Genomic DNA, 18,845 nt, shown 5'->3' on the forward strand with positions numbered 1-18,845 from the left:
CGATCGATGATCCCGGTCACGTCTTTCGCGGGCAAGACGGTCGCGGTGTTCGGCCTCGGCGGTTCGGGGCTTGCGTCCTGTCACGCGTTGAAAGCGGGCGGCGCCGAGGTGATCGCCGCCGACGACGATGCGGAGAACGTCGCCAAGGCCGCGCAAGCGGGTTTCATCACCGCCGATTTGCGCAACGTCTCCTGGGTGAATTTCGCGGCGCTGGTGCTCGCGCCCGGCGTGCCACTGACGCATCCCGTGCCGCACTGGAGCGTGCTGAAGGCGCGCGAGGCCGGCTGTGAGGTGATCGGCGATATCGAGCTGTTCTGCCGCGAGCGTCGCCGTCACGCGCCGAACGCGCCGTTCGTCGCCATCACCGGCACCAACGGCAAATCGACCACGACGGCGCTGATTGCGCATCTCACAAAGGTCGCCGGCTACGACACCCAGATGGGCGGCAATATCGGCACCGCGATCCTGTCGCTGGAGCCGCCGCGCACGGGTCGCGTCCACGTCATCGAGATGTCGTCCTACCAGATCGACCTCACGCCCTCGCTCGATCCCTCCGTCGGCATTTTGCTCAATGTCAGCGAGGACCACATCGACCGTCACGGCACCATCGCGCATTACGCTGCGGTCAAGGAGCGTCTCGTCGCGGGCGTGCAGGCAGGCGGCACCGCGATCGTCGGCGTCGACGATGGCTTCTGCCGCGACATCGCCGACCGGCTCGACCGCGCCGGCAAGAACGTGGTGCGGATCTCCGTCAGGAACCCGCTGGCCTCCGGCATCCATGTCGAGCACGGCACGATCGTGCGCACCGCGGGCGGCGCGCGGAGCGAGGTCGCAAAGCTCGGCGGCATCGGCTCGCTCCGCGGCCAGCACAACGCGCAGAACGCGGCCTGCGCCGCCGCCGCCGCGCTCGCGATGGGCATCAGCCTGGATGTGCTGCAGAACGGCCTGCGCAGCTTTCCGGGCCTTGCACATCGCATGGAGCAGGTCGGCCGCCGCGGCAACGTGCTGTTCGTCAACGACTCCAAGGGCACCAATGCCGATGCCACCGCGCATGCGCTGTCGTCCTTTTCGGAAATCTTCTGGATCGCCGGCGGCAAGCCCAAGGCGGGCGGCATCACTGGCCTGACCGGCTACTTCCCGCGCATCCGCAAGGCCTATCTGATCGGCGAGGCCGCGCCGGAATTTTCGGGAACGCTGGGCACGCAAGTGGCGCACGAGATCAGCCAGACGCTGGACGTCGCCGTCGAGCACGCCGCGCGCGATGCGGAAGCCTCAGTCCTCGCGGATGCAGTGGTGCTGCTGTCACCCGCCTGCGCGTCCTTTGACCAGTACCGCAACTTCGAGATCCGCGGCACCAAGTTCCGCGAGCTGGTGCAGGCACTGCCGGGTGTGAAGCCGGTGGTGTAGGGCGCGGCTACTCCTTGCTCCGCTGTCGTCGCCCGGCTTGACCGGGCGACCCAGTATCCCAGAGGCGGTGCTTGAGCCGGGAGGCCACGGCGTACTGGATGCCCCGGTCAAGCCGGGGCATGACCACCATTTGTGGTCGCGTTGTCGCTATCTCCAAAGTTATCGATCTCCTTAACCCCCCGTAAACCAACCTCGGCGACCAATGGACCGACCTCTGTCCGAAAGCGGCCGCCCATGCTCTCCCGTGAAGAACGCACCCCCTTTTCCGAGTGGTGGTGGACCGTCGACAAGCCGCTGATGGGCGCCATCCTGGCGCTGATGCTGACCGGGGTGATCCTGTCGCTGGCGGCGAGCCCGCCGGTTGCGACCCGCATCGGGCTCGATCCCTTCCACTTCTTCAGCCGCCACGTGATGTTCCTGGCGCCGTCCTGCCTGGTGCTGCTCGGGGTGTCCTTCCTGTCGCCGCGCGCGATCCGCCGCTCGGCCCTGATCATCTTCGCGGCCAGTATCATCCTGATCGTGCTGACGCTCGCGATCGGCCCCGAAGTGAAGGGATCGCGGCGCTGGATCACGCTGCTCGGCGTCAACATCCAGGCCTCCGAAATCGCAAAACCATCGTTTGTCGTTGTCGCCGCATGGCTGTTCGCGGAATCGACCAGGCGGCCGGAGATGCCGGCGACCTCGATGGCGCTGGTGCTGCTCTTGATGCTGGTCTCGCTGCTGGTGATGGAGCCCGATTTCGGCCAGACCATGCTGGTCCTGATGGTGTGGGGCTCGCTGTTCTTCATCGCGGGCATGCGCATGATCTGGGTATTCGGTCTTGCTGGCGCCGCCGCGGCCGGTCTGTTCAGCGCTTATCTGTTCGTTCCACACGTCGCCGGCCGCATCAAGCGCTTCATGAATCCGGCCTCCGGCGACACCTTCCAGGTCGATACCGCCATGGAAGCCTTCTACAACGGCGGATGGTTCGGGCTCGGGCCGGGCGAGGGCATCGCCAAGCGCAGCCTGCCTGACAGTCACACCGACTTCGTGTTCGCGGTTGCCGCCGAAGAGTTCGGCATCATCCTGTGCCTTGCGATGTTGGCGCTGTTCGCCTTCGTCGTGATCCGCACGCTGTCGCGCGCCTACGCCAATGAGGACATGTTCTCGCGCTTTGCGGCGTCCGGCCTTGCGATCCTGTTCGGCGTGCAGGCCGCGATCAACATGTCGGTCAACCTCCAGCTCATCCCCGCCAAGGGCATGACGCTGCCCTTCATCTCCTATGGAGGCTCCTCGATCGTGTCGTTGGCCTATGGTGTCGGCATGATGCTGGCGCTGACGCGGCTGCGCCCGCGCACCGAAGTCGAGGCACGCGGCCACGCCGAGGCGATGCGCAGTTACGCGTAAGCCGTCATTGCGAGGAGCGAAGCGACGAAGCAATCCAGGCTGTCTCCGCAGAGGCAGTCTGGATTGCTTCGCTTCGCTCGCAATGACGAGAAAGACCTTGTAAAAGCAGTCTTCATGGACCCTTCCCCCCTGATTCTTCTCGCCGCGGGCGGCACCGGCGGCCATTTGTTTCCGGCCGAGGCGCTCGGTGTCGAGCTAATCCGGCGCGGCTTTCGCGTCCGCCTCGTCACGGACGAGCGGGCGCTGCGCTATAGCGGGCTGTTCAGCAAGGACATGATCGACGTCGTCTCGAGCGAGACCGCGCGTGGCCGCAATCCATTACAGCTCGCCTATGCCGGCCTCACGCTCGCCGCCGGCACGCTCTCTGCGTATCGCCTGATCAAGCGGCTCAAGCCAGTCGCCGTCGTCGGCTTCGGCGGCTATCCGACGCTGCCGCCGCTGGTTGCGGCGAAGTTTGCGGGCGTCCCTGGCATCATCCACGACGCCAATGCGGTGCTCGGCCGCGCCAACCGGTTCCTGTCGCGCCGCGTCTGCGCCATCGCGACGTCCTTGCCCGGCGTGCTTGACCGCGATCCGGCGCTGGCAGGCAAGACCACGACCGTGGGCACGCCGATGCGTCCGGCGATCCTCGCCGCAGCCGCCGTGCCCTATGTCGCGCCTGAAGCGAACGGACCGCTGCGCCTGCTCGTCGTCGGCGGCAGCCAGGGCGCGCGCATCATGGCCGACATCGTCCCGGGTGCGATCGAGCGGCTCGAGCCGGCACTGTGGAGCCGGCTCGTCCTCACCCAGCAGGTGCGCGACGAGGACATGGCGCGCGTGCGCGCGGTCTACGACAAGCTCAGGATCAATGCCGAGCTCGCGCCGTTCTTCACCGATCTGCCGGCGCGGCTCGCCTCCAACCATCTGGTGGTGTCGCGCTCCGGCGCCGGCACGGTCGCCGAACTCGCCGCGATCGGACGGCCCTCGATCCTGGTGCCGCTGCCCGGCTCGATCGACCAGGACCAGTTCGCCAATGCCGGCGTGCTGGCCAAGGTCGACGGCGCGATCCGGATCCCGCAGACCGAGTTCACCTCCGACCGGCTGACGTCCGAGATCTCGGGTTTCGCCGCAGAGCCCGCGCGTCTTGCCTCCATGGCCGCAGCCGCGAAGGGGGCGGGGCGGCTCGATGCGGCCGAACGTTTGGCCGATCTGGTGATCAAAGTCGCGAGAATCTGACGCGAAAAAGCCCTTGTCTTGGCCTTCCAAAGCGGGGCATCCAGTAAGAACGGCGCGGCTGATTTGGCCGTGACCTTCGCCAGATGCCGCCTTTCCGGCGGCAAGGTCAGGGAACAGAGCATGAGACTGCCGCGCGAGATCGGACCCATCCACTTCGTCGGGATCGGCGGGATCGGCATGAGCGGCATCGCCGAGGTGCTGGTCAATCTCGGCTACGCCGTGCAGGGCTCGGACGCCTCCGACAATTACAATCTCGACCGTCTGCGCAAGGCGGGCGCAACGGTCTCGGTCGGTCACAAGGCCGAGAATGTCGACGGCGCTGCGGTCGTCGTCGTGTCCACCGCGATCAAGCGCGACAATCCGGAACTGATGGCGGCGCGCGAACGCCGCATTCCCGTGGTGCGCCGCGCCGAGATGCTGGCCGAGCTGATGCGGCTGAAGAGCTGCGTCGCCATCGCCGGCACCCATGGCAAGACCACGACGACCACGATGGTCGCAACGCTGCTCGATGCCGGCGGCCTCGATCCCACCGTGATCAATGGCGGCATCATCAATGCCTATGGCTCGAATGCGCGCCTCGGTGCCGGCGACTGGATGGTGGTCGAAGCGGACGAGAGCGACGGTACGTTCCTGAAGCTGCCGACCGATGTCGCGATCGTCACCAATGTCGACCCCGAGCATCTCGATCACTTCAAGACCTTCGAGGCGGTGCAGGACGCGTTTAGGCATTTCGTCGAGAACCTGCCGTTCTACGGCTTCGCCGTGATGTGCATCGACCATCCCGTCGTGCAAAGCCTCATCGGCAGGATCGAGGATCGCCGCATCATCACCTATGGCGAGAATCCGCAGGCCGATGTGCGGCTCGTCGATCTCACCCCGATGGGCGGTGGCTCCAAGTTCAAGGTCGAGTTTCGTGACCGCAAGACCGGCGCCGTGCACGAGATCGCCGATCTCATGTTGCCGATGCCGGGACGCCACAACGCCTCGAACGCGACGGCCGCGATTGCGGTCGCGCGCGAGCTCGGCGTGTCGGACGAGGCGATCCGCAAGGCGATCGCAGGTTTCGGCGGCGTCAAGCGCCGCTTCACCAAGACCGGCGAGTGGAACGGCGTCACGGTGATCGACGATTACGGTCATCACCCCGTCGAGATCGCAGCCGTACTGAAGGCGGCGCGGGAATCCACCAACGGCAAGATCGTCGCCGTGGTGCAGCCGCATCGCTACACCCGCCTGCAATCGCTGTTCGAGGAATTCTGCACCTGCTTCAACGATGCGGATGCGGTTGTTGTCGCCGATGTCTACGCCGCCGGCGAGGCGCCGATCGACGGCATCGACCGCGATCATTTCGTCGCGGGACTGCGCGCCCATGGCCACCGCGAGGTGATCGGCCTGCCGGCAGCGCCGGAGCTCGCGGGTATCGTCAAGGGATTGGCGAAGTCGGGCGATCTCGTCGTGTGCCTGGGCGCCGGCAACATCACGCAATGGGCGTATGCGCTGCCCGGCGAATTGAAGGCGCTGGGGTGAACATGCGCTTGTGTAACTCCTCTGCTGCCACACGGCACACCGCGCTCCCTCCCCCCTTGCGGGGGAGGGCGGGGCAGAGGGGTGGCCACGAACTCCGATCTCGCTTGGGGCCACCCCTCTCCCTAACCCTCCCCCGCAAGGGGGGAGGGAACAGAGGCAGCGTGCGCCCCTCACGCGAAGCGAGCATCTCCGCATGACCTTCCCCGACATCACACCCTCACTCAAAGCCGCGATGCCGGAGCTGCGCGGCCGGATGCTGGCCAACCAGTCGCTGGCCGAACTCACCTGGTTTCGGGTCGGTGGTCCCGCGCAGGTGCTGTTCACGCCGGCGGATGAGGACGATCTCGCTTACTTCCTCGCGCATCTTGCAGCCGACATTCCCGTCTATGTCGTCGGCGTCGGCTCCAACCTGATCGTGCGCGACGGTGGCATTGCGGGCGTGGTGATTCGGCTGGCGCCGCGCGCCTTTGGCGAGGCGAGCGCGAACGGCGATGTCGTCACCGCTGGAACTGCCGCGCTCGACAAGCGCGTGGCGGAAGTGGCGGCCTCCGCCAATATCGGCGGGCTCGAATTCTACTTCGGCATTCCCGGCACCATCGGCGGTGCGCTGCGCATGAATGCGGGCGCCAATGGCGGCGAGACCAAGGACGTGTTGATCGAGGCGACCGGCGTTGCGAGGGACGGCAGCAAGCACGTGTTCTCGAATGCCGACATGAAGTTCGTCTACCGCAACAGCGGCGTCGATCCCTCCATCATCTTCACCTCCGCGCGCTTTCGCGGCGAGATCAGGGATACTGATGCGATCCGCGCGCGGATGGCGGAGGTGCAGAGCCATCGCGAGACCGCGCAGCCGATCCGCGAAAAGACCGGCGGCTCGACCTTCAAGAACCCGCCCGGCCATTCCGCCTGGAAGCTGGTCGACGCCGCCGGCTGCCGCGGCCTGCGCGTCGGCGGTGCGCAGGTCTCGGAGATGCACTGCAATTTCCTGATCAACACGGGCGATGCCACCGCGCACGACATCGAGACGCTGGGCGAGACCGTGCGCGAACGGGTGAAGGCAAACTCCGGAATTGAGCTACATTGGGAAATCAAGCGGATTGGAATTCCCGGCTAACCTGGACAGGCGACGAGAGAACATGCGCATCACCATCCTCTTCGGCGGCTCCAACCGGGAGCGTCTGGTTTCGGTCGCCTCAGCCCAGGCGCTCCATCAGGCGCTGCCCGAGGCCGATCTCTGGTGGTGGGACGTCGAGGACAAGGTGCATGTCGTGCAGTCGAAGCAACTGCTCGAACACGCCCGTCCGTTCGAGGACGAGTTCAAGCCCGGCACATCAGGCATTCCGCTGGGGCAGGCGCTCGACCAGGCCAAGGCGGAGGGCCGCGTGCTGGTGCTCGGCCTGCATGGCGGGCGCGCCGAGAACGGCGAATTGCAGGTGATGTGCGAGGCGCGTGGCGTGCCTTTCACCGGATCGGGCTCGGCCTCCTCGCATCTCGCCTTCGACAAGATCGCGGCCAAGCATTTCGCCGCGCTCGGCGGCGTGACGCCGCCGGCCAACGTTGCGCTGGACAAGATCGACGAGGCCTTCGCCGAATACGGCCGGCTGATCGCAAAGCCGGCGCGCGACGGCTCGAGCTATGGCCTGATCTTCGTCAACGCCAGGCAGGATCTCGTCGCCGTCCGCAATGCGGCGAAGCACGAAGACTATGTGATCGAGCCCTACATCGCGGGCGTCGAGGCCACCTGCGGCGTGCTGGAGCGCACCGACGGCTCGATCATGTCGCTGCCGCCGATCGAGATCATTCCGGGCGAGGGCAATTTCGACTACGCCGCAAAATATCTCCTGAAGTCGACCCAGGAGATCTGCCCCGGCCGTTTTTCGCCCGAGATCACCGCTGCGCTGAAGGAGCAGGCGATGCTGGCGCATCGCGCGATGTCCTGCACCGGCTATTCCCGCTCGGACTTCATCGTCTCCGACAGGGGCCTGATCTATCTCGAAACCAACACGCTGCCCGGGTTGACGAAGTCCTCGCTCTACCCCAAGGCGCTGAAAGCCGAAGGCATCGAGTTCGTCGACTTCCTGCGCGGCCTGGTCGAGCTCGCCGGTCGGGGCGTAAGAAAATAATTAGGACTGGTTAACGGCCGAACCGGCGAAATGGCCGGTTTTGGAACCCAAAACCGGTAAAATGCCGGACATCGCGGCATAAATGCCTCACATGCCTGGGCAAAACGCATCCGGCGTTAACGAAGTTTACCTTTTGTTTACCAGGACGTCCGAAGGTTAACGCTGGCGGCGCATATGACGCTTTGGCTGCCGGCGCGTGGGCTGTTGCGGGTGATGTCACCTCCAGCGAACGCTTTGAAGGGGAGAGGTTTTCTTCTTCTGAAGACCAGCACCCGGCCCGGCAAGTCCGAGACGTCATGTTCGCCAGGACCCGCGCGATGTCGCGGGCTAACTGTTGACGAGCTCGTGCAATGGATGGTGCAGGAAGCCTCACCCGGTCGTTTCTGAGATCGCTGAGGCCCCAAGCTGACCTGAAGGCGGCCGCTATCGGAGCGGTCGTGCTTCTGCGCGAGTGGGTGCAAGAAAAACGTGAGCAGAAGCGCGCTGTCGCCCAGAACAAGATCAGGTCCAAGACCAAAGCCAAGCCCGTCGTCGAGCGCGAGCCGCCGCCGCGCGTGGTCGCGCTGGTCGAGCGCTATGCGCCGCGCCGGGTCGGGATCACCATGACCGTTCTGCTGCTGGTCGGAAGCTGCGGCTTCGGCATCGTAAGGGGCGGCCACCTCCAGGATTTCATCGCCGCGGTCAGCGATGCCCGCAACGCGCTGGCCAATTCCGCGGGCTTTCGCATCACCTCGGTCGTGATCAACGGCCGCAAGCAGCTCAGCCAGGACGAGATCCTCGCGGTCGGCGGCGTCAGCGGCCGCTCCTCGCTGCTGTTCCTCGACGCCGACGTCGTGCGCGACAAGCTCAAGGCCAATCCCTGGATTGCGGATGCGACCGTACTGAAGCTCTATCCGGGCCGGCTCATGATCGACATCACCGAGCGCCAGGCGTTCGCGCTGTGGCAGGAGGCCGGCCGGCTCTCCGTCATCGCCGATGACGGCGCCGTACTCGAGCCTTACGTCTCGCGCCGGTTCCTGTCGCTGCCGCTCGTGGTCGGCAAGGGCGCCGACACCCAGGCGCGCGATTTCCTGGCGCTGCTGGCGCGCTATCCGCAGATCAATTCGGTGACCAAGGCCGCGATCTATGTCGGCGAGCGGCGCTGGAACCTGAGGCTCAAGGATGGCCTCGACATCCGTCTGCCCGAGCAGGACGTCGGCAACGCCCTCGCGACGCTGTCCAGGCTCGACAAGGAGGACAAGCTGTTCTCCCGCGACATCGTCGCCGTCGACATGCGCCTGCCCGATCGCCTGGTGGTGCAGCTGTCCGACGACGCCGCCAAGGCGCGCGAGGACCTGTTCAAGGACAAGAAGAAAAAGAAGGCCGGGGACGCCGCATGACCGGTCTTGATCGCACCCAGACCCCGAAGACGCGCCCGATGCCGCACAAGCGCGGCGGCATCGTCGCCTGCCTCGACATCGGCACCAGCAAGATCGCCTGCATGATCGCGCGGCTGAAGCCGTCGGCGCCGAGCGAAGCCCTGCGCGACCGTACCCACGCGGTGGAGCTGATCGGTTACAGCCAGATCCAGTCGCGCGGCATGAAGGCCGGCGCAGTGGTCGATCTCGCCGAATGCGAGCAGGCGGTGCGCCAGGCCGTCGGGCTGGCGGAGAAGATGGCCAAGGTGCGGGTCGAGTCCGTGCTGCTGTCCGTCTCCGGAGGCCGGCTTTCCGGCCAGCTGGTCGAAGCCGCGGCCGACATCCGCGGTGGCGCCGTAACGCCGGCCGATGTCAGCCGCGTCACCTCCACCGGCATGCGCCACGCCACCGGCGAGGGCCGCACCGTGCTGCACGCGCTGCCGGTCGGCTACACGCTCGACGGCGTCAAGGGCATCCGCGATCCCCGCGGCATGGTCGCGCATCAGTTCGGCGTCGACATGAACGTCGTCACCTGCGATGCCACCGTTGCCCGTAACCTGATGCTGGCGGTGGAGCGCTGCCACATCAATGTCGAAGCCATGGCGGCGAGCCCCTATGTGGCTGGCCTGTCGGTGTTGACCGACGACGAGGCAGATCTCGGCGCCGCCGTCGTCGAGATGGGCGCAGGCACCACCACCATCGCGGTCTATTCCGGCGGCCGCTTCGTGCATGCGGCGGGCTTTGCGGTCGGCGGGCAACACATCACGATGGATCTCGCGCGTGGACTCTCCGCGACCATTGCCGATGCCGAGCGAATCAAGACGTTATATGGGACCGTCATCACCGGCGGATCGGACTCGCGTGAGCTGATGTCTGTACCGACAGCCGGTGACGAGCAGGATCTGCCGCAGATCGTCTCCCGCGCCACCATCGCCAACATCGTCAAGCACCGTGCCGAGGAAGTCTTCGAAATGGTTCGGGACAAGCTGAAGGATTCGCCCTTCGCCTCAGAGCCCAACGGCCGCGTCGTGCTCTCCGGCGGCGCCTCGCAGCTCACCGGCCTCGTTGAACTCGGCACACAGATTCTCGGCCGGCCCGTGCGGGTCGGACGTCCGCTCGGTTTCGGCCGGCTGCCCAACGAGGCGAAGAACGCCGCGTTCGCGGTGCCGGCCGGGCTCCTCGTCTACCCGCAATATGTTCACCACGAGCATGTCGAACCGCGAAATACGCGGCAGCAGGTCAAGACAGGGACGGGCGGTTATTTTGGAAAGGTCGGACGATGGCTACGCGAGGGCTTCTGATGAACCGGTTCCGCAACCTTCGCATTTCACCAACTCCCGCGGCCGCCGGCCGGGGCGAACCCACGCGCGCGTGATCGAGAGGCAAACATGACCATCAGCATCAATGTTCCTGATATTCACGAATTGAAGCCCCGGATCACCGTGTTCGGCGTCGGCGGCGCCGGTGGCAACGCCGTCAACAACATGATCACGGCCGGCCTTCAGGGCGTCGACTTCGTGGTCGCCAACACCGACGCGCAGGCGCTGACGATGTCGAAGGCGCAGCGCATCGTGCAGATGGGCACCGCGGTCACGCAAGGCCTCGGCGCGGGTTCGCAGCCGAACGTCGGCGCGGCGGCGGCGGAAGAGGTGATCGACGAACTGCGCGACCATCTCTCGGGTGCCAACATGGTGTTCGTCACCGCCGGCATGGGCGGCGGCACCGGCACCGGTGCAGCTCCCGTCATCGCCAAGACCGCGCGCGACATGGGCATCCTCACCGTCGGCGTCGTGACCAAGCCGTTCCACTTCGAGGGCGGCCGCCGCATGCGCACCGCCGAGGCCGGCATCAACGAGCTGCACAAGGTCGTCGACACGCTGCTGATCATTCCGAACCAGAACCTGTTCCGGGTCGCCAACGAGAAGACCACCTTCGCCGACGCCTTCGCGATGGCCGACCAGGTGCTCTACTCCGGCGTTGCCTGCATCACCGACCTGATGGTCAAGGAAGGTCTGATCAACCTCGACTTCGCCGACGTTCGCGCCGTCATGCGCGAGATGGGCAAGGCGATGATGGGTACGGGCGAAGCTTCCGGTGACAAGCGCGCGCTGACCGCCGCTGAAGCCGCGATCGCCAACCCGCTGATCGACGATAGCTCGATGAAGGGCGCCAAGGGCCTCCTCATCTCGATCACCGGCGGCAAGGACCTCACTCTGTTCGAGGTTGACGAAGCCGCGACCCGCATCCGCGAGGAAGTCGACCAGGACGCCAACATCATCGTCGGCGCGACCTTCGACGAAGCGCTCGACGGCCTGATCCGCGTCTCGGTCGTTGCCACCGGCATCGAGCAGGCAACGATCGCCCGCAACACCCAGGCCACCAGCGCCCCGGTCGCGAACGCGGCGCCGCAGCAGATCCAACAGGTGCAGCAGGCTCCCGCTGCTCCGGCCGCCGCTGCCGAGAGCCGTCTCGCCGACCTGACCGCGCGTCTGCGTGCCGACAATCAGCGCATGGCCGAGCGCGCCCAGAAGCTGGAAGCCCAGATCCCGGCCGCTGCCGCGCCGACCGCGCCGCGTCCGAATGTCGAGCGTGCCGCGCTGGCCGCCATCGCGGCTGCCGTTGCCGAGGTCCCGCAGGCGCCCGCGCCGATGCAGACCTATGGCGACGTCACGGTACGCCCGATCGCGCAGAAGCCGACCCTGTTTCCGGAGCCCGACATGGCCCCGGTCGCGATGCAGGAGCCGATGACGCCGGATACCTTCATCCCGCCGCAGGCCGAGCGTGGGCCGGTCCGTGCGCCCAGGATGCCGCGTATCGACGAACTGCCGATGCCGGCCCAGGCCGAGCTTCGTCAGGCCCGCGGCGAGGCGGAAGAAGAGACCCCGCAGAAGACCCGCCTGTCGCTGCTGCAGCGTCTCGCCAATGTCGGCCTCGGCCGCCGTGACGAAGAGAGCGAGGCGCCGGTCGCAGCCCGCACCGCCGGTCCCGCGATGCCGCCGCTGCCCGATCGCCGGCCCCAGAAGACCGTGGCGCAGCAGATCGCGGCCACGGAGCCGGTATCAGAGTATGCCCGCCGTCCCGCGCCTCAGGGCCTGGACATGCATGGCCGCCCGGCGCCTGTTGCGCCGGCGCCACAGGGTGACGACCATCTTGATATCCCCGCCTTCCTGAGGCGTCAGGCGACGTGAGGATTGTTACAATAAGGCTGACGAAAAAGGGTCCCGGCGGGAAGCTTGCCGGGACCTTTCCTTTTGTCCCGTGCATGTCCGGATTGCGGGACCAAGCAACTGATTTTAAATCATTAATTACGTATTTGGTGGTTCAGTAAAACTGCCGATAACGGTCCCGAAATCCGGCGCAATTTGGTTAAGCCTTGGCGCGAATACGGCAGGTTTGGGGTAACAATCGGTAAAAAAGCGTGAGTTGGCTTGTTTGAGGCAGTGACTATGGTTTGCCGTGACTTGGGGATACGGAGATTCGCAACCGTCGGCACTGGCCGGCCAAGCGGGTCTAGTATAAGTCGCAGTGGGTCGTAGTGGGGCGGATTCCGAATGAAATTTAGCCGGCAAACAACGCTTCGTGCGCAAGCCACCGTGGCCGGCGTAGGCGTTCATTCCGGTCTTCCCGTCACTCTCACGCTTGGGCCTGCGCCCGTCGATGCGGGTTTTGTTTTTGTCCGCACCGGCCTCGAGGGAAGTGACCGTGAGATTCAGGCGACCGCCGACCAGGTGATCGCGACCGACTTCGCCACCGTCCTCGGCGATCGTGACGGCCCGTTGGTTTCCACCGCCGAGCACGTGCTTGCTGCGCTGCGGGGCATGGGCGTCGACAACGCCACCATCGAGATCGACGGCCCTGAAGTGCCGATCATGGATGGCAGCGCGGCGGCCTTCATTGCCGCGATCGACCAGGCCGGCATCGTCAGCCAGCCGGCACAGCGCCGCTTCATTCAGGTTTTGAAACCGATCTCGGCCAAGGTCGGTGACTCCTTCGGCGAGATCCGGCCCTACGCCAACGGGTTCCGCGTGGATATCGAGATCGACTTCACCAATCCCGTCATCGGCCAGCAGAGCTGCGGCTTCGACCTGAGCCCGGAGCGCTTTCGCCGCGAAGTCGGCCGCGCCCGGACTTTCGGCCTGATGTGCGACGTCGCCCGGCTCTGGAGCGCGGGTTATGCACTCGGCGCCTCCTTCGACAATACCGTCGTGTTCGACGACGAGCGGCTGCTCAACACCGAGGGCCTGCGCTACGCCGACGAATGCGCCCGCCACAAGGTGCTGGACGTGATCGGCGACCTCGCGCTGGCCGGCCTGCCGCTGCTTGGCGCCTACCGTTCGGTGCGTGGCGGTCACAAGCTCAACCACGCTGTCCTGACCGCGCTGCTGGCCGACCGTACCGCCTGGCGGGTGGTCGAGGGCGAGGCGGTCCGCCGCACCACGCGTCCCGTGGGCGAAGTCGGTCGCGGCATCGTCGGCGGCCGGATCGCCGCGGCCTATGGGCCGGACGTGTCCTGAAGACACCTGTCGCCACTGGCGTTCTGTTGCCGCCGGCGTTTGGCGGCGGCTTTCCCCGGGAAACTCCTGGTAACGATGATCGGCTAGGATTGCGGCGCGTTCGCCTTAATCCGGGCGAAATGCCTGCCTATCCGGTTGGTTCGAGATCGTTTTTCGGTTACACGGCGTGGTCGCATAGCAGGCGCCACGGCTACATTTCGCGCCCATGACGGGGTTCATGGGCTGGCGGACACCGCATCACAGGGCGTCAGGGCTTAAATTCATGTCGGCACAGCGTATGACGCGCGGATATCTCTCGGTCTCGCCTGGAGTCCGCGGGCTGCTTCAAGCCGCCACCTTTGTGGTGCTCGCGCTGCCGCTGGCCGGCTGCGGCACCGGCGCGCTCTGGGACAAGTTCACCGCCAAGGACGACACCTTCACCGAGGAGCCCGCCGACAAGATCTATAATGAGGGCCTGTACCTCATGAACGAGAAGAAGGACATGAAGGCGGCGAACAAGAAGTTCGAAGAGGTCGACCGCCAGCATCCTTATTCCGACTGGGCCCGCAAATCGCTGCTGATGTCGGCCTATGCCTCCTACCAGGGCGGCGACTATGACGGCTGCATCGGCGCCGCGACCCGCTACGTCACGCTGCATCCCGGCAGCCCGGACGCGGCCTATGCGCAATACCTGATCGCCGCCTCCCATTACGACCAGATTCCGGACATCAGCCGCGACCAGAACCGGACCGAGAAGGCGATCGCCGCGCTGGAAGAGGTGAACCGCAAATATCCGAACTCGGAATATGCGACCTCGGCCAAGGCCAAGATCGAGGGCGCGCGCGACCAGCTCGCCGGCAAGGAAATGAATGTCGGCCGCTATTACATGCAGAAGCGTGACTACACGGCGGCGATCAACCGCTACAAGGCCGTCGTCACGCAGTATCAGACCACCCGCCATGTCGAAGAGGCGCTGTTCCGGCTCACCGAGGCCTATATGACGATCGGCATCGTCGCCGAGGCGCAGACCGCAGCCGCGGTGCTTGGCCACAATTTTCCTGACAGCCGCTGGTACAAGGACGCCTATAATCTTGTAAAATCCGGCGGTCTCGAGCCGAGCGAGAATCAGGGTTCCTGGATGAGCAGGGCCTTCAAGAAGATAGGCCTTTAGTCTCGGCTAGGAAATTTGATTCCATGCTGGCGCGTCTGTCGATCCGTGACATCGTCCTGATCGAGCGGCTCGATATCGAATTCGCCACCGGACTTGCGGTTTTGACCGGTGAGACCGGTGCGGGCAAATCCATCCTGCTCGATGCCTTTGCGCTGGCGCTCGGCGGCCGCGGCGACGCCGGCCTCGTGCGCCATGGCGCGGAGCAGGGGCAGGTCACCGCCGTCTTCGATATCCCCAAAAATCACCCCGCGACGAAGATTCTGGCCGAGAACGGCCTGGATGATACCGGCGAGATGATTCTCCGCCGGGTGCAACTCGCCGACGGCCGCACCCGCGCCTTCATCAACGATCAGTCGATCAGCGTGCAGACGCTGAAGGCGGTCGGCGCCGCCCTGGTCGAGATCCACGGCCAGCATGACGAGCGCGCGCTGGTCGATGCCGCCACCCACCGCCGCCTGCTCGACGCCTTTGCCGGGCTCGAGAAGGATGTCACCGCGGTCGAAGCGCTCTGGGACGCGCGCCGCACGGCCAGCGCCGCGCTGGAAGAGCACCGCGCCGCCATGGAGCGCGCCGCGCGCGAGGCCGACTATCTGCGCCACGCCTCCGACGAGCTGAAGCAGCTCGCGCCCAAGGAGGGCGAGGAGACCTCGCTGGCCGGTCGCCGCACCACCATGATGCAGGGCGAGAAGATCGCCTCCGATTTGCGCGAGGCGCAGGAAGCCGTCGGCGGCAATCATTCGCCGGTCGCCTCCCTGTCGGCCGCCGTGCGCCGGCTGGAGCGGCGCGGTGTCAACTCGCCGGCGCTGGTCGAGCCTGCCGTGAAGGCGATCGACGCCGCGATCAACGCGCTGGAGGAAGCCGACCAGCATCTTCTGGCCGCGCTCGCCGCGACCGACTTCGATCCGGGCGAGCTCGAGCGCATCGAGGAGCGGCTGTTCGCCCTGCGCGCCGCCTCGCGCAAATATTCGACGCCGGTCGATGGGCTCGCCGCTCTTGCCGCCAAATATGCTGCCGACGTCGTCCTGATCGATGCCGGTGCTTCGCGGTTGAAGAAGCTGGAGCAGGCGGCGATCGAGGCTGACGCGCGCTATGCCGCTGCCGCCAAGAAATTGTCGATGGCGCGGCAGAAGTCGGCGGACAAGCTCAACAAGGCGGTCAACGCCGAGCTCGCGCCGCTCAAGCTCGAACGCGCCAAGTTCATGACGCAGGTCGAGACCGATGAGGCCGCGCCGGGCCCGCAGGGTTTCGACCGCGTCGAGTTCTGGGTGCAGACCAATCCCGGCACCAAGCCGGGTCCGATGATGAAGGTCGCTTCCGGCGGCGAGCTCTCGCGCTTCCTGCTGGCGCTCAAGGTCGTGCTGTCCGACCGCGGCTCGGCGCCGACGCTGGTGTTCGACGAAATCGACACCGGGGTCGGCGGTGCGGTCGCCGACGCCATCGGCGGGCGGCTCGCGCGGCTTGCCGGCAAGGTGCAGGTGATGGCCGTGACCCACGCCCCGCAGGTCGCCGCCCGCGCCGGCCAGCATCTGCTGATCTCCAAGGACGCCCTCGACAAGGGCAAGCGCGTCGCCACCCGCGTCAATGCGCTGGCCGCCGACCACCGCCGCGAGGAGATCGCCCGCATGCTCGCCGGCGCCGAGATCACGGCGGAGGCGAGAGCAGCCGCCGAACGGCTGCTCAAGGCGGCGAGTTAGACTTTGTCCCGGACGCGCGTAGCGCGAGCCGGGACCCGGAATGCCGCCACATAGGCCCCGGCTCTGCAGCGCACCGCTCCGCGCTGCGCAGCGTCCGGGGCACGAGACTAACCGCCTTTACCCTCCCGCCCGCTCCGTCGTATCCAAGCACCATGGCAAGAGCAGCAAAATCCAAAGCAAGGCCGCTTCGCGACGTCGCCGACCTCACCAAGGCGCAGGCCAAGGTCGAGCACATGCGGCTCGCGCTCGAACTCGAAGAGCACGACAGGCGCTACTATCAAGAGGACGCGCCCACCGTGACCGACGCCGAGTACGACGCGTTGCGCCAGCGCTTCAACGCGATCGAAAAGCGCTTTCCGGATTTCGTCAGCGCGCTGTCGCCGTCCCAGAAAGTCGGCGCGGCACCGTCGGGGCGGTTCAGGAAAGTCCGGCATTCCGTTCCGATGCTGTCGCTCGACAACGCGTTTGCCGAAGAGGACGTCCGCGACTTCGTCGGCCGCATCGTGCGCTTCCTGAAGCTCGACGACGACAAGGTCGATTTCTCGGCCGAGCCGAAGATCGACGGCCTCTCGATGTCGCTGCGCTACGAGGGCGGCGAGCTCGTCACCGCGGCGACCCGCGGTGATGGCGCCGAAGGCGAGGACGTCACCGCCAACATCCGTACGCTCGAAGACGTGCCGCAGAAGCTGAAAGGCCGCAACGTCCCCGACATCTGCGAGGTGCGCGGCGAGGTCTACATGACCAAGAAGGCGTTCCTCGCGCTCAACGAGCGGCAGAAGGCGGAAGGCAGCACCATCTTCGCCAATCCGCGCAATTCGGCCGCAGGCTCGCTCCGCCAGAAGGACCCGACCATCACCGCCTCGCGCCCCCTGGGCTTCTTCGCCTATGCCTGGGGCGAGATGAGCGCGATGCCGGAGGGTACGCAGAGCGGCATGATCGGCTGGTTCGAGCGCTGCGGCTTCAAGACCAATCCGTTGACCAGGCTCTGTCATTCCGTCGAGGAGCTGCTCGCATTCCATCATTCGATCGAGGAGCAGCGCGCAAAACTCGATTACGACATCGACGGCGTCGTCTACAAGGTCGACCGCATCGACTGGCAGGAACGGCTCGGCTTCGTCTCACGCACGCCGCGCTGGGGCATCGCGCACAAATTCCCCGCCGAGCGCGCCATGACGGTGCTGCGCGACATCGAGATCCAGGTCGGCCGCACGGGCTCGTTCACGCCCGTCGGCAAGCTCGAACCGGTCGGCGTCGGCGGCGTGATCGTGCAGAACGTCACCCTGCACAACGAAGACTACATCAAGGGCATCGGCAACAAGGGTGAGGTGCTGCGCGAGGGACGTGATATCAGGATCGGCGACACCGTCGTGATCCAGCGTGCCGGCGACGTCATCCCGCAGGTGGTCGACGTCGTCCTCGACAAGCGACCGAAGAGCGCCAAGGAGTTTCACCTCCCGAAGAAGTGTCCGTGCCCGCTGCACACCGACGTCGTACGCGGGGAGACGGCGGCGGGCGAGGAGGAGTCGCGATCCCGTTGCACCGGCGAGTTCGCCTGTCCCTATCAGAAGATCGAGCACCTCAAACTGTTCGTGTCGCGGCGCGCCTTCGACATCGACGGTCTTGGCGAGAAGCAGCTCCAGTATTTCTTCGACGAGGAATGGGTGAGGGAGCCCGCCGACATCTTCACGCTGGAGAAGCGCAACGCGAAGCTGAAGCTCGAGGAGATCGAGGGCTACGGCGCAACCTCGGTGCGCAACCTGTTCGGCGCCATCGAGAGCCGGCGCAGAATCGCGCTTGAGCGCTTCGTCTATGCGCTCGGGATGCGACATGTCGGCGAGACCACGGCGCTGGCGCTCGCCCGCGGCTATGGCTCATGGGACGCTTTCCACGACGCCTGTCTCAAGGTCGCCAAGGGCGACGAGGAGGCGATGGCCGAGATGGACGCGCTGGACCAGATCGGCGACACCGTGATCAAGAGCATCGCCGATTATTTCGGCGAGAGCCACAATCGCGGCATCGTCGAGCGGCTGACCAAGGAAGTCGAGATCATCGACGCCGAGAAGCCGAAGAGCAACTCCGCCGTCGCCGGCAAGACGGTGGTGTTCACGGGGGCGCTGGAGAAGATGACGCGCGACGAGGCCAAGGCCACCGCGGAGCGTCTGGGGGCGAAGGTGTCGGGTTCGGTGTCGAAGAAGACCGACCTCGTCGTCGCCGGCCCCGGCGCGGGCTCCAAGCTCGCGGAAGCCAACAAGCACGGCGTCAAGGTGTTGACCGAGGACGAGTGGCTGACGCTGATCGGGGAGTGAGGCTCTTCCCTTCTCCCCTTGTGGGCCTGTTGCGTAATTCGTCAATTGTGATTCCCTCGGGCAAAGCCTTGGAGGGTAGCGATGGCGGTTAAGCAGACGGGACAGCCGAGCTTTGTGGAAGCGCTGATG

At 66.0% G+C, this 18,845-nt stretch carries 13 protein-coding genes; all 13 read left to right on the forward strand.

The genetic code is table 11. The features are described 5' to 3' along the window. Nucleotides 1-6 precede the first annotated feature (6 nt). The 13 genes from murD (at nt 7) to ligA (ending at nt 18,716) form a co-directional block, all read left to right on the forward strand. The gene (gene murD, locus OWC48_RS42720; protein WP_282525391.1) at nt 7-1,407 is read left to right on the forward strand and encodes a UDP-N-acetylmuramoyl-L-alanine--D-glutamate ligase; all 1,401 of its coding nucleotides are present in this window, start codon (nt 7-9) and stop codon (nt 1,405-1,407) included. 234 nt (nt 1,408-1,641) lie between these two features. Further along, nucleotides 1,642-2,793 (forward strand): putative lipid II flippase FtsW, encoded by a 1,152-nt coding sequence (gene ftsW / locus OWC48_RS42725; RefSeq protein WP_282525392.1) that lies wholly within the window; start codon nt 1,642-1,644, stop codon nt 2,791-2,793. 114 nt (nt 2,794-2,907) lie between these two features. After that, nucleotides 2,908-4,008 carry an undecaprenyldiphospho-muramoylpentapeptide beta-N-acetylglucosaminyltransferase gene (gene murG / locus OWC48_RS42730; RefSeq protein WP_282525393.1) on the forward strand — a complete coding sequence of 367 codons (1,101 nt, stop codon included), beginning with the start codon at nt 2,908-2,910 and terminating at the stop codon, nt 4,006-4,008. Between the two features lie 120 nt (nt 4,009-4,128). Next, nucleotides 4,129-5,532 carry a UDP-N-acetylmuramate--L-alanine ligase gene (gene murC / locus OWC48_RS42735; RefSeq protein WP_282525394.1) on the forward strand — a complete coding sequence of 468 codons (1,404 nt, stop codon included), beginning with the start codon at nt 4,129-4,131 and terminating at the stop codon, nt 5,530-5,532. A gap of 193 nt (nt 5,533-5,725) precedes the next feature. Beyond that, nucleotides 5,726-6,646 (forward strand): UDP-N-acetylmuramate dehydrogenase, encoded by a 921-nt coding sequence (gene murB / locus OWC48_RS42740; protein WP_282525395.1) that lies wholly within the window; start codon nt 5,726-5,728, stop codon nt 6,644-6,646. 22 nt (nt 6,647-6,668) lie between these two features. Continuing rightward, nucleotides 6,669-7,655, forward strand: coding sequence for a D-alanine--D-alanine ligase (locus OWC48_RS42745; protein ID WP_282525396.1), 987 nt, complete (start codon nt 6,669-6,671; stop codon nt 7,653-7,655). Nucleotides 7,656-8,005: 350 nt separating this feature from the next. Continuing rightward, on the forward strand, nt 8,006-9,034 hold the full coding sequence (locus OWC48_RS42750; protein ID WP_282525397.1) for a cell division protein FtsQ/DivIB: 1,029 nt from the start codon (nt 8,006-8,008) through the stop codon (nt 9,032-9,034). Continuing rightward, nucleotides 9,031-10,353 carry a cell division protein FtsA gene (gene ftsA / locus OWC48_RS42755; RefSeq protein WP_282525398.1) on the forward strand — a complete coding sequence of 441 codons (1,323 nt, stop codon included), beginning with the start codon at nt 9,031-9,033 and terminating at the stop codon, nt 10,351-10,353. Before OWC48_RS42750 ends, ftsA begins: the two co-directional genes overlap by 4 nt. Before the next feature lie 87 nt (nt 10,354-10,440). After that, nucleotides 10,441-12,240, forward strand: coding sequence for a cell division protein FtsZ (ftsZ, locus tag OWC48_RS42760; protein WP_282525399.1), 1,800 nt, complete (start codon nt 10,441-10,443; stop codon nt 12,238-12,240). A gap of 363 nt (nt 12,241-12,603) precedes the next feature. Next, on the forward strand, nt 12,604-13,566 hold the full coding sequence (gene lpxC / locus OWC48_RS42765; RefSeq protein WP_231143143.1) for a UDP-3-O-acyl-N-acetylglucosamine deacetylase: 963 nt from the start codon (nt 12,604-12,606) through the stop codon (nt 13,564-13,566). Between the two features lie 262 nt (nt 13,567-13,828). Then, nucleotides 13,829-14,716, forward strand: a complete 888-nt coding sequence (locus tag OWC48_RS42770) for an outer membrane protein assembly factor BamD (RefSeq protein ID WP_282525400.1) — start codon at nt 13,829-13,831, stop codon at nt 14,714-14,716. Between the two features lie 23 nt (nt 14,717-14,739). Beyond that, on the forward strand, nt 14,740-16,410 hold the full coding sequence (recN, locus tag OWC48_RS42775; protein ID WP_282525401.1) for a DNA repair protein RecN: 1,671 nt from the start codon (nt 14,740-14,742) through the stop codon (nt 16,408-16,410). A 152-nt stretch (nt 16,411-16,562) separates the two neighbouring features. Further along, nucleotides 16,563-18,716, forward strand: coding sequence for an NAD-dependent DNA ligase LigA (gene ligA, locus OWC48_RS42780; protein ID WP_282525402.1), 2,154 nt, complete (start codon nt 16,563-16,565; stop codon nt 18,714-18,716). The last annotated feature ends 129 nt before the right edge of the window (nt 18,717-18,845 follow it).

This window comes from Bradyrhizobium sp. Arg816, from assembly GCF_029989365.1.
Classification (GTDB): Bacteria; Pseudomonadota; Alphaproteobacteria; order Rhizobiales; family Xanthobacteraceae; genus Bradyrhizobium.

Excerpts from the sequence above, each read along its gene's own strand:
- OWC48_RS42745 (WP_282525396.1), top strand. The coding sequence starts at position 6,669 with ATGCGCATCACCATCCTCTTCGGCGGCTCCAACCGGGAGCGTCTGGTT.
- ligA (WP_282525402.1), top strand. The coding sequence starts at position 16,563 with ATGGCAAGAGCAGCAAAATCCAAAGCAAGGCCGCTTCGCGACGTCGCC.
- ftsA (WP_282525398.1), top strand. The coding sequence starts at position 9,031 with ATGACCGGTCTTGATCGCACCCAGACCCCGAAGACGCGCCCGATGCCG.
- OWC48_RS42770 (WP_282525400.1), top strand. The coding sequence starts at position 13,829 with ATGTCGGCACAGCGTATGACGCGCGGATATCTCTCGGTCTCGCCTGGA.
- murD (WP_282525391.1), top strand. The coding sequence starts at position 7 with ATGATCCCGGTCACGTCTTTCGCGGGCAAGACGGTCGCGGTGTTCGGC.
- OWC48_RS42750 (WP_282525397.1), top strand. The coding sequence starts at position 8,006 with ATGGATGGTGCAGGAAGCCTCACCCGGTCGTTTCTGAGATCGCTGAGG.
- recN (WP_282525401.1), top strand. The coding sequence starts at position 14,740 with ATGCTGGCGCGTCTGTCGATCCGTGACATCGTCCTGATCGAGCGGCTC.
- lpxC (WP_231143143.1), top strand. The coding sequence starts at position 12,604 with ATGAAATTTAGCCGGCAAACAACGCTTCGTGCGCAAGCCACCGTGGCC.
- murB (WP_282525395.1), top strand. The coding sequence starts at position 5,726 with ATGACCTTCCCCGACATCACACCCTCACTCAAAGCCGCGATGCCGGAG.
- ftsZ (WP_282525399.1), top strand. The coding sequence starts at position 10,441 with ATGACCATCAGCATCAATGTTCCTGATATTCACGAATTGAAGCCCCGG.
- murC (WP_282525394.1), top strand. The coding sequence starts at position 4,129 with ATGAGACTGCCGCGCGAGATCGGACCCATCCACTTCGTCGGGATCGGC.
- murG (WP_282525393.1), top strand. The coding sequence starts at position 2,908 with ATGGACCCTTCCCCCCTGATTCTTCTCGCCGCGGGCGGCACCGGCGGC.
- ftsW (WP_282525392.1), top strand. The coding sequence starts at position 1,642 with ATGCTCTCCCGTGAAGAACGCACCCCCTTTTCCGAGTGGTGGTGGACC.